The organism is Ramlibacter humi (assembly GCF_004681975.1).
GTDB classification, from domain to species: Bacteria; Pseudomonadota; Gammaproteobacteria; order Burkholderiales; family Burkholderiaceae_C; genus Ramlibacter; species Ramlibacter humi.
Genome location: NZ_SMLK01000001.1, coordinates 1,601,071 through 1,611,544 on the forward strand (window position 1 = coordinate 1,601,071; position 10,474 = coordinate 1,611,544).

A 10,474-nucleotide genomic window follows, 5' to 3' on the forward strand; every position below is an offset into this window, starting at 1 on the left:
AGGTCACTTGGCGGCGGGCTTGGCGTCGCCCAGCGTCTGCTCCACCACCTGCTTCAGGCGGGCCTGCAGCTTCTGGGAGTGGGCCTGCATGATGCTGGCGAGCTTCTGCTGCAGCGCCGGCAGTTTGCGGGCAGCTGGGCTGCCGTAGAACGCGATCAGGCCATTCACTCCGGCCTCCACGCCGGAAGCGGCCAGCAGCTTCTCCACGGAATCGGCGCTGGCGGGCGCGGCATGGGCACAGGCGAAAACGGCGGACAGGGTCAAGGCCAGGATGGCGCGGCGCATCGGAAAACTCTCCTTGCAAGAATGGGCGAGATCATCCCGGCACCGGCGCGCCCCGGCAAGTGCGCACGCGGCGCCCCGCGGCAGGAATCGCGGATCAAGTCGCGCGGGCCACACGCGCGGCCAGCGCGTCGCGCACCGCGGCCACCTGCCGCGCCCGCCCGTCCGCTTCGAACCCGCGCCGGAACAGCCGCAGCGACGCATACCAGGGCGAGTCGTCGCGGTCGAGCAGCCAGCGGAAATCCGGGTTGGGCGGCAGCATCACCCAGCACTCCCGCCCGACCGCGCCGGCCAGGTGCGCGACGACGGTGTCCACCGTGATCACCAGGTCCAGCTCGCCCAGCATCGCGGCGCTGTCGGCGAAGTCGTTCCATTCGCCGGTCAGGTCCACCAGCTTCGACGTCTCCGTGTCGGTGAAGCTGCCCGCATCGCCCTTCTGCAGACTGAACCATTGCACGCCTTCCAGGTCCAGCAATGGCTGCAGTTCGCTCAACGCGATGGCGCGGTTGCGGTTGTTCACCTGGCGCGTCCAGCCGCTCCAGGCCAGGCCGACCTTGAGCTTGGGTGACGGTGCGATCCTGTGGCGCCACTTCGCCACGTGCTGCGGCGGCGCCTGCAAGTAAGCGCCGGGAGATGGGACGTCGTCCAGCGTGGTTCGAAACCGAAGCGGCAGGTCGAGCAGCGCGGCATGCAGGTCCACTTGCGTGCCGCGCTCCGGCGTCAGGCATTCGACGCCGAAGCTGTACTCCACCAGCGGCACCAGCGCCGTGTGCACCGCGCAGACCACCCGCGCGCCCAGTCGCTGCAGCTTCGGCACGTAGCGCAGCAGCTGGATCGCGTCGCCCATGCCCTGCTCGGCGTAGACCACGACCGACTGGCCTTGCAGCGATTGCGAAGGCCCGCGCCATTCCAGCGCCGCGTCGTAGAACGGCGGGCGGCGCAGGCGCGCGGGATCGTTCCAGCGCTTCCCGTACCACTCCCAGCCTTCGTCCAGCCGGCCCGCCAGCAGCAGGCAGGACGCGAGGTCGAACTGCGCGGCGGCCAGGTCGGGCGCCAGGCTCAGCGCGCGGCGCGACTGCAGTTCCGCTTCGTCCACGCGGTTCAGGTTCAGCAGCGCCATGCCCAGCATGCGCACGGCATGCGGGTGGTTGGGCCCGAGCTGCACGGCCGTCCTGGCGTGGGCCAATGCGTCGTCGAAGCGGCCCACTCGCCACAGCACGCCGGCCAGGTTGACGTGCGCTTCCAGGAAGCCCGGTTCGCGCATCGCCGCTTCGGTGTAGCGCTCGATGGCTTCATCGAGCTCGAAGGTCTGCTCCAGCGAGTAGCCCAGGTGCAGCAAGGTCGCGCGGTCGCGGTCGTCCAGGTCGTCGTACAGGCGCCGGTACACGGCAACCGCCTGGCCGAACTGGCGCTGCGCGATCAGCAGCTCGCCCAGGGACACCGCAGGCTCACGGTCGCGCGGCACCAGGCGACAGGCGTCGCTCAGCCAGGCTGCGGCGGTGAGCCAGTCACCGGATGCGGACGCCGCGCGCGCCAGGCCCATGCGCGCCGGAACGGAGCCGGCATCCTGTGCCAGGGCTTGCCGGAAAGCGGCCTGCGCCTCCGACCAGCGCCCGCCGCGCAGGTGCGCCCAGGCCGGCTCCAGCATCGTCAGAGGGTGGCGGGCACGAGGAAGTCGCGGCTGATGCGCCCGCCCAGCTCGTTCACCCGGTCGAGGAACTGCGTGAGGAAGGCGTGCAGCCCGGTGGCCAGGATCTCCTCGATGTTGCCGTACTGCAGGTCGGCGCGCAGCTTGCCGGCGCGGCGCTGCGTTTCCAACGACTGTTCGTTGGCGACCATCTGCAGGTTGGCCACCACCTCGTTCATGCTGGCGTGCAGCGAACGCGGCATGTCCGGCCGCAGGATCAGCAGGTCGGCCACGCGCTCGGGCTTGATGACGTCGCGGTAGACCTTGCGGTAGATCTCGAAGCCGGACACGCTGCGCAGGATGGCGCTCCAGTGATAGAAGTCGTACTCCTGGTCCTGCTCGGTGGCCGTGCCGAAAAAATCGCTCTGCACCGCGTGGAACTTCACGTCCACCAGCCGCGCCGTGTTGTCGGCCCGCTCGAGGAAGGTGCCCAGGCGCATGAAGTACAGCGCCTCGTCCATCAGCATGGTGCCCACGGTCACGCCGCGCGACAGGTGCGAGCGGAACTTCACCCACTCGAAGAACTGGCCGGGATCGCGCTCGAACTCGCCCTGGCGCAGCATGCGGTTGACCTCCAGCCAGGTCTGGTTGATGGTCTCCCACGCTTCGGTGGTGAGCGTGCCCCGCACGGCGCGCGCGTTCTCGCGCGCGGCGCGCAGGCACGAGACGATGGACGAGGGGTTGGTCTCGTCCTTCACCATGAATTCCATCACCCGCGAAGCCTGGATCTCGCCGTGCTTGGCGGTGAAGGAGGGAAAGAGTTCGCTGATGGACAGCAGCCCCTGCCAGCCCACCTGCGCGACGGCGGCGGACTGCGGCAGCAGCGACGTCTGGTAGTTGACGTCCAGCATGCGAGCGGTGTTTTCGGCCCGCTCGGTGTAACGGGCCATCCAGAACAGGTGATCGGCGGTGCGGCTCAACATGATCAGACCTCCAGCACCCAGGTGTCCTTGGTGCCGCCACCCTGGGACGAGTTGACGACCAGCGAGCCTTCCTTCAGCGCCACGCGCGTCAGGCCGCCCGGCACCATCTGCACCTGCTTGCCCGACAGCACGAAGGGCCGCAGGTCGATGTGGCGCGGCGCGATGCCCCTGTCCACGAACGTGGGGCAGGACGACAGGCTGAGCGTGGGCTGCGCGATGTAGCCGCTGGGATTGGCTTCCACCGCCTTGCGGAAATCCTCGATCTCCTGCTTCGTGGCCGCGGGGCCCACCAGCATGCCGTAGCCGCCGGCGCCGTGCACTTCCTTGACCACCAGGTCCTTCAGGTTGTCCAGCACGTACTTGCAGTCGTCCGCGTTGCGGCACATGTACGTGGGCACGTTCTTCAGGATCGGCTTCTCGCCCAGGTAGAACTCGATCATCTGGGGCACGTACGGATAGATGGACTTGTCGTCCGCCACGCCGGTGCCCACCGCATTGCAGATGGTGACGTTGCCGGCGGCATACGCGTCGATCAGGCCCGGGCAGCCGAGCGTCGAATTCGGCCGGAACACCTTGGGGTCCAGGAAGTCGTCGTCCACGCGGCGGTAGATGACGTCCACGCGGCGCGGGCCGCGCGTGGTGCGCATGTACACGTAGCGGTCCTTGACGAACAGGTCCTGGCCTTCGACCAGTTCCACGCCCATCTGCTGCGCGAGGAACGCATGCTCGAAGTACGCGCTGTTGTACATGCCGGGCGTGAGCACCACCACCGTGGGATCGGGCGCGCCGGGCTGCGCGCTGGCGCGCAGCGTCTCCAGCAGCAGGTCGGGGTAGTGCGCGACGGGCGCCACGCGGTGCTGGCTGAACAGGTCCGGGAACAGCCGCATCATCATCTTGCGGTCTTCCAGCATGTAGCTCACGCCGCTGGGCACGCGCAGGTTGTCTTCCAGCACGTAGTACTCGCCGTTGCCTTGCGCATCGGGCGCCCGCACGATGTCCACGCCCGCGATGTGCGAGTACACGTGGTGCGGCGTGTACACGCCCATCATCTCCTTGCGGAACTGCGCGTTGTTCAGTACCTGTTCGGAAGGGATGACGCCGGCCTTCAGGATCTCCTGCTCGTGGTACACGTCGTGCAGGAAGCGGTTGAGCGCCGTCACGCGCTGCACCAGGCCGCGTTCCATGTCCGCCCACTCGCGGGCCGGGATGATGCGGGGGATGAGGTCGAAGGGGATCAGCCGCTCGGTGCCGCTGCCGTCCTCGTCCTTGGCGCCGTACACGGCGAAGGTGATGCCCACGCGGCGGAAGATCATCTCCGCCTCTTCGCGCCGCGCCGCCATCGCGTCCTGCGGCTGGCGCCCCAGCCAGGACGCGTAGCGCTGGTAATGGTCGCGCACGCCCTGCCCTTGCGACTGCGTCATGCCGCCCAGGGTCTGGGTCTGGAACTGCAACGGGCCCGAATCGGGCAGTTGCCGGAACATCTCGTCGAATTTCTGCATGGGGGGCTCCGGCCACAGGATAGCAATAACCGGGCCCTGTTCAGGGATCCGGCGGCGGCAAAAGGTGGTGCCAGTAGCGCCGGGAAACCTCGCGCTCGCAGCGCACGTGGTCCGGGTCGGCGGACGACCAGCCCGCGGCGCCGCAATGGGGCGAGTCCACCAACTGCACCTGCCGGGCGGCGTAGCGTTCCACCACCACCGGCGCCGGGTGGCCGAAGCGGTTGCGCCAGCCGGCCTGCACCAGGGCCCAGTGCGGGCGTACCGCGTCGAGGAAGGCTTCGGAGGACGACGTCTTGCTGCCATGGTGCGGTACGAGGAGCACGTCCACCGGCGCCAGCGTGCCGCGCGCCAGCAAGGCCGCTTCCTGCGGCTGCTCGATGTCGCCGGTGAGCAGCACGGACCGCCGGGCATTGGAGATGCGCAGGACGCAGCTCACCGCGTTCGGGCGCGTCGCCGCCGCGACATCGGCGGCCGTGGGGTGCAGGTACTCGAAGTCCACGCCGTCCCAGGACCAGCGCCTGCCCGCCAGGCAGGCTTGCATGCCGCGGATGGCGCGCAGCGGATGGCTGCTTTCGAGCGAGCCCTCCAGCGCCGCCGAAGGCTGCGCCGCCAGCACCGACGCCGCGCCACCCGTGTGGTCACTGTCGCGATGGCTCACCACCACCCGGTCCAGCCGCTCGCCGATCGAACGCAACAGCGGCACCAGCACGCGCTGGCCGGCGTCGCTGTCCGGGCTGAGGCGCGGGCCGGTGTCGTAGAGCAGCGCGTGGGTGGCCGTGCGCACCAGCACCGCGTTGCCCTGGCCGATGTCGGCGGCCAGCAGGTCGAACTCGCCCGGCGCGGGCCGCGGCAATTGCCAGAGCAGCACCGGCAGCAGCAGCGGAACGCCCAGCGAGCGCACCGGCCAGGGCAGGCGCATCGCGAGCAGCAATCCACCGGCCAGGCCCGTCGCGGCCGCCCACAAGGGAGGCGTCGGCGCGACCCACACCGCCCACGGCATCGCCGCCAGTGCCTGCAGCATCCAGGTGAGTCCCTGCACAGCCAACGACGCGAGGTCCCAGACCGGCGGCCACGCCACGCCGGCCATCGCCAGCGGCGTCACCACCAGCGTGACCCACGGGATGGCGGCGAGGTTGGCGGCCAGCCCCACGACCGACACCTGCCCGAAAAGCAGCAGCGTCAGCGGCGCCAACGCCACCGTGACCACCGCCTGCTCGCGCAGCAGCCGCGTGCCCCGCTGCACCCAGCCCACGGGCGCCGCGCCCGCATCGGTGGCGAACAGCACGCCCACCGCGACGAAGCTCAACCAGAAGCCCGCCTGCAGCAGCGACCAGGGATCGGCCGTCACGACCACCGCGCAGGCGAACAGCCAGGACACGGGCCACGGCCAGCGGCGGCCCGACAGCCGCAGCCAGGCGATCGACGCCAGCATCAGCAGCGTGCGCTGCGCCGGCACGCCCCAGCCACTGAAGAGCGCGTACGCGGTGGCCAGCGCCACCCCGCCGACGACCGCGGCCTGCGGCGCCGGCACGGCCAGGCACAGGCGCGCGCTGCGGCGCCAGCCCGCGCCCACGAGGGCCGCGGCCAGCCACGCGAACATCGTCACGTGCAGGCCCGAGATCGACATCAGGTGCGCGACGCCGGTGGCGCGGAACACGTCCCAGTCGGCCCGGTCGATGGCGTTCTGGTCGCCGACCACCAGCGCGGCCACGATGCCCGCCGCCTGCCGGTCGGCGATGCGCGCGACGATGGCTTCGCGCACCTGCTGGCGCGCCTGGGCGATGGGAGCGTTCCAGGTGGCGCCCAACCGCTGCGGCGGCGGATCGTTCGGCCCCGAGCGCACGTACCCCGTCGCCTGCAGCCCCTGCTCCCACAGCCACAGCTCGTAGTCGAAGCCGTCCGGGTTCAGGTTGCCGTGCGGCGCGCGCAGCCGCACCGCGAAACGCCAGCGCTCGCCCGCCCGCACGTCACCCGCGGCACGCTGCAGCTCGAACGGCCCGCTGCCCGCCGCCCAGGCGCCCGTGCCCCACGCCAGCGAGAGGGCCGGGGGGATGCGCACCTCCCCACCGCCCGCTTCGCGCGCCGCTTCCACCTCGAACCGGAAACGCACGCCCAGTTCGCCCGCCTGCGGCAAGGAAGACACGACCCCGGTGACCTGCAGGTTGCGTCCCTCGATGTCGGGAGGCAACGCATCCGCGGCGAAGACCGCCGCGCGCCAGCCCGCGAGCGCAAACGCCATCGCCGCCGCCGCCACGAACGCGACCCCATGCGAGCGCACGCTCCGCAACGCGACGGCCGCCAAGGCGCCGCCCGCCAGCAGCCCCGCGTAAGCCCACGCGGCCCAAAGCTCCGCCTGCCGCAACTGCAACGCGGCGCCCAGCACCAGGCCCGCGAGCAGCGGCGCCCAGCGCTGGCCTGGCGTCACCGGCTTGTGCATGCGCGGCTAACGGCGCGGGCCCCTTCGCCGCCGACAAGCGCCCTGCGCGGGCCCCGGAATTGCTAGGATGCCCCGCCATGTCGATCCACGCCGCGCTGAACCACGTCACCCACTACAAGTACGACCGACCGGTGCGGCTGGGACCCCAGGTGGTGCGCCTGCGTCCCGCCCCGCACAGCCGCAGCAACGTGCTGTCCTATTCGCTGCGGGTGGAGCCGGCGAAGCACTTCATCAACTGGCAGCAGGACCCGTTCGCCAACTACCAGGCTCGCCTGGTGTTCCCGGAGCCCACCACCGAGTTCAAGGTCACGGTGGACCTGGTGGTGGAAATGGCGGTCTACAACCCGTTCGACTTCTTCCTGGAGCCGAGCGCGGAGAAGTTCCCCTTCCGGTACGAGCCCGCCGTGCGCGAGGAGCTGGCGCCCTACCTCGCCTGCGACCCGCTCACGCCGCTGGTGAAGGCGTACCTGGACAAGATCGACCGCACGCCGAAGTCCACCATCGATTTCCTGGTGGCCGTCAACCAGCAGCTGCAGCAGGACATCCGCTACCTCATCCGCATGGAGCCCGGCGTGCAGGCGCCGGAGCAGACCTTGCGGAACGCCAGCGGATCCTGCCGCGATTCCGGCTGGCTGCTGGTGCAGCTGCTGCGCAACCTGGGGCTGGCCGCGCGTTTCGTCTCGGGCTACCTCATTCAGCTGACGCCCGACGTGAAGGCGCTGGACGGCCCCAGCGGCACCGCCGTGGACTTCACCGACCTGCACGCGTGGTGCGAGGTGTACCTGCCCGGCGCCGGCTGGATCGGCCTGGACCCCACTTCGGGCCTGCTGGCGGGCGAAGGCCACATCCCGCTGGCCTGCACGCCGCAGCCTTCGGGCGCCGCGCCCATCGAAGGCCTGATGGACGAAGCCGAGGTGGAGTTCAGCCACCAGATGCAGGTGACGCGCATCCACGAATCGCCGCGCGTGACCAAGCCGTACACCGACGAGCAGTGGCAGGACGTGCTGCGCCTGGGCGACAAGGTGGATCGCGACCTGCGTGCCGGCGACGTGCGCCTGACCATGGGCGGCGAGCCCACCTTCGTCGCCACCACCGACCGCGACGCCGCCGAGTGGAACACCGACGCGCTGGGCCCCACCAAGCGCGGCTACGCCACCGAACTGGTGCATCGGCTGCGCGAACGCTATGGCCAGGGCGGCTTCCTGCACTTCGGCCAGGGCAAGTGGTACCCGGGCGAGCAGCTGCCGCGCTGGGCGCTGTCCATCTGCTGGCGCGCCGACGGCCAGCCTTGCTGGCAGGACCCTTCGCTCTTCGCCGACGAGCGCGACCCGCACCGCTGCACCAGCGAGGATGCGGGCCGCTTCATCCGCGAACTGGCCAGGCGCCTGAACGTCACGGACAAGTACATCCAGGCCGGCTACGAAGACGTCTTCTATTACCTGTGGCGCGAGCGCCGGCTGCCGGTGAACGTGGACCCGTTCGACTCGCGCCTGGACGACGAACTGGAACGCGCGCGCCTACGCCGCGTGTTCGAGCAGAAGCTGGACACGGCCGTCGGCTACGTGCTGCCGCTGGCCGCGGGGCCGCAGAACGAAGGCCGCTTGGCCGGCCCGGTGTGGTCCACCGGGCCCTGGTTCTTCCGCGACGAGCGCATGTACCTGGTGCCGGGCGATTCGCCCATGGGATACCGCCTGCCGCTCGATTCGCTGCCCTGGGTGAGCAAAAGCGACTACCCGTACCTCGTCGAGCAGGACCCGATGGCGCCGCGCAGCGGCCTGCCCCAGGCGGCTGCGTACCAGGCGAGGTATGCGCAAGCCGCGGTGCCGCGGCCGGCCGAGGCACCGCGTGTTCAGCAGGACCCGCTCGGTCGTTACGAAACGCCCGGCCATGCGCGGACGTCCGGCCAGCCCGAACCCGGAGACTTCGCCACCCGCGCGCCCGGCCGCTTCCAGTCGGCGCACGAGATCACGCGCACCGCGCTGTGCGTGGAAGTGCGCGACCCGCGCCGCGCGAACGGTCCCAAAGCCGAACGCGTCGGCGAGAAATCCGGCGTGCTGTACGTCTTCATGCCGCCGCTGGCCCATCTCGGCGACTACCTCGACCTGCTCGCCGCCGTGGAAGCTTCGGCGAAATCGCTGGGCGTGAAGATCGTGCTGGAAGGCTATCCGCCGCCGCGCGACCCGCGCCTGAAGCTGCTGCAGGTGACGCCGGACCCCGGCGTGATCGAGGTCAACATCCATCCCGCTCACGACTGGGCCGAGCTGGTGGACCACACCGAGTTCCTGTACGAGGCCGCTTTCGAAACGCGCCTGTCGGCCGAGAAGTTCATGACCGACGGCCGCCACACCGGCACGGGCGGCGGCAACCACTTCGTGATGGGCGGCGCCACGCCGGCCGACTCGCCCTTCCTGCGCCGGCCCGAGCTGCTGGCCAGCCTGCTGCTGTACTGGCACAACCACCCTTCCCTCTCGTACCTGTTCTCGGGCCTGTTCATCGGCCCGACCTCGCAGGCTCCGCGCGTCGACGAGGCGCGCAACGACCAGCTGTACGAACTGGAGATCGCGGTTCGCGAGATCGAGCGCAACCGCGAGGTCCACGGCCAGGACATGCCGCCGTGGCTGGTGGACCGCATGCTGCGCAACGTGCTGATCGACGTCACCGGCAACACGCACCGCAGCGAGTTCTGCATCGACAAGCTGTACTCGCCCGACTCCACCACCGGCCGCCTGGGCCTGCTGGAGCTGCGCGCGTTCGAGATGCCGCCGCACGCGCGCATGAGCATCGTGCAGCAACTGTTGCTGCGCGCGCTGATCGCGCGGTTCTGGAACGCGCCGTACAAGGCGCCCGCCACGCGCTGGGGCACGCAACTGCACGACCGCTGGCTGCTGCCTTCTTTCGTGCAAGCCGACCTGCACGACGTGCTGGAGGAGATGCGGGATGCGGGCTACGAATTCGACCCGGCATGGTTCGCACCGCATTTCGAGTTCCGCTTCCCGCTGGTCGGCCAGGTGCAGGCCGCGGGCATCGAGCTCACCTTGCGCAACGCGCTGGAGCCCTGGCACGTGATGGGCGAGGAAGGCGCCATCGGCGGCACCGTGCGGTACGTCGACTCGTCGCTGGAACGGCTGGAAGTGCACGTCAGCGGCCTGAACGAAAGCCGCTACGTCGTCACCGTGAACGGCAAGGCCATGCCGCTGCAGCCCACCGGCACCGCCGGCGAATACGTGGCCGGCGTTCGCTACCGCGCCTGGAACCCGCCTTCGGCGCTGCACCCGACCATCGGCGTGCACGCTCCGCTGACGTTCGACATCGTGGACACGTGGATGAACCGTTCGCTGGGCGGTTGCCAGTACCACGTGGCGCACCCGGGCGGCCGCAACTACGTCGCCTTCCCCGTGAATGCGTACGAAGCGGAGAGCCGCCGCCTCGCGCGGTTCTTCCGGATGGGGCACACGCCCGGGAAGCTGCAGGTGCCGGCGGCGACGATCGATGTGGCGGCGAGCCGGGAGTTTCCGTTTACGCTGGATTTGCGGACGCCGCCGAAAATTTGATGCGTCAATCCCGCGAAGGCGCACTGCTGTCCGGAATCGGGAAGCGGGTTTGAAGGCTGGCGCTGGGAGGAGATGGAGGGAAGGCGCTGGGAGAC

6 protein-coding genes are annotated in these 10,474 nt (G+C 70.1%); 1 reads left to right on the forward strand and 5 read right to left on the reverse strand.

Annotation, left to right across the window (positions count from 1 at the left end; translation table 11 throughout):
* Nucleotides 1-3: 3 nt before the first annotated feature.
* From EZ216_RS07500 to EZ216_RS07520, 5 genes are all read right to left on the reverse strand, one after another.
* Nucleotides 4-285 (reverse strand): DUF2059 domain-containing protein, encoded by a 282-nt coding sequence (locus EZ216_RS07500; protein WP_135249063.1) that lies wholly within the window; start codon nucleotides 283-285, stop codon nucleotides 4-6.
* 94 nt (nucleotides 286-379) lie between these two features.
* Nucleotides 380-1,930 carry a tetratricopeptide repeat protein gene (locus tag EZ216_RS07505; RefSeq protein WP_135249064.1) on the reverse strand — a complete coding sequence of 517 codons (1,551 nt, stop codon included), beginning with the start codon at nucleotides 1,928-1,930 and terminating at the stop codon, nucleotides 380-382.
* A gap of 2 nt (nucleotides 1,931-1,932) precedes the next feature.
* A complete protein-coding gene (locus EZ216_RS07510) occupies nucleotides 1,933-2,892 on the reverse strand; it encodes an alpha-E domain-containing protein (RefSeq protein ID WP_135249065.1) in 960 nt (319 codons plus the stop codon).
* A gap of 2 nt (nucleotides 2,893-2,894) precedes the next feature.
* A complete protein-coding gene (locus EZ216_RS07515) occupies nucleotides 2,895-4,391 on the reverse strand; it encodes a circularly permuted type 2 ATP-grasp protein (RefSeq protein WP_135249066.1) in 1,497 nt (498 codons plus the stop codon).
* A 40-nt stretch (nucleotides 4,392-4,431) separates the two neighbouring features.
* The gene (locus tag EZ216_RS07520) at nucleotides 4,432-6,828 is read right to left on the reverse strand and encodes a DNA internalization-related competence protein ComEC/Rec2 (RefSeq protein ID WP_135249067.1); all 2,397 of its coding nucleotides are present in this window, start codon (nucleotides 6,826-6,828) and stop codon (nucleotides 4,432-4,434) included.
* A 77-nt stretch (nucleotides 6,829-6,905) separates the two neighbouring features.
* Here EZ216_RS07520 and EZ216_RS07525 point away from each other — a divergent pair, with 77 nt between their 5' ends.
* A complete protein-coding gene (locus EZ216_RS07525; RefSeq protein WP_135249068.1) occupies nucleotides 6,906-10,379 on the forward strand; it encodes a transglutaminase family protein in 3,474 nt (1,157 codons plus the stop codon).
* Nucleotides 10,380-10,474: the final 95 nt, after the last annotated feature.

Coding starts and splice junctions, on each gene's coding strand:
- EZ216_RS07500 (WP_135249063.1), bottom strand. CDS start 285: ATGCGCCGCGCCATCCTGGCCTTGACCCTGTCCGCCGTTTTCGCCTGT.
- EZ216_RS07505 (WP_135249064.1), bottom strand. CDS start 1,930: ATGCTGGAGCCGGCCTGGGCGCACCTGCGCGGCGGGCGCTGGTCGGAG.
- EZ216_RS07510 (WP_135249065.1), bottom strand. CDS start 2,892: ATGTTGAGCCGCACCGCCGATCACCTGTTCTGGATGGCCCGTTACACC.
- EZ216_RS07515 (WP_135249066.1), bottom strand. CDS start 4,391: ATGCAGAAATTCGACGAGATGTTCCGGCAACTGCCCGATTCGGGCCCG.
- EZ216_RS07520 (WP_135249067.1), bottom strand. CDS start 6,828: ATGCACAAGCCGGTGACGCCAGGCCAGCGCTGGGCGCCGCTGCTCGCG.
- EZ216_RS07525 (WP_135249068.1), top strand. CDS start 6,906: ATGTCGATCCACGCCGCGCTGAACCACGTCACCCACTACAAGTACGAC.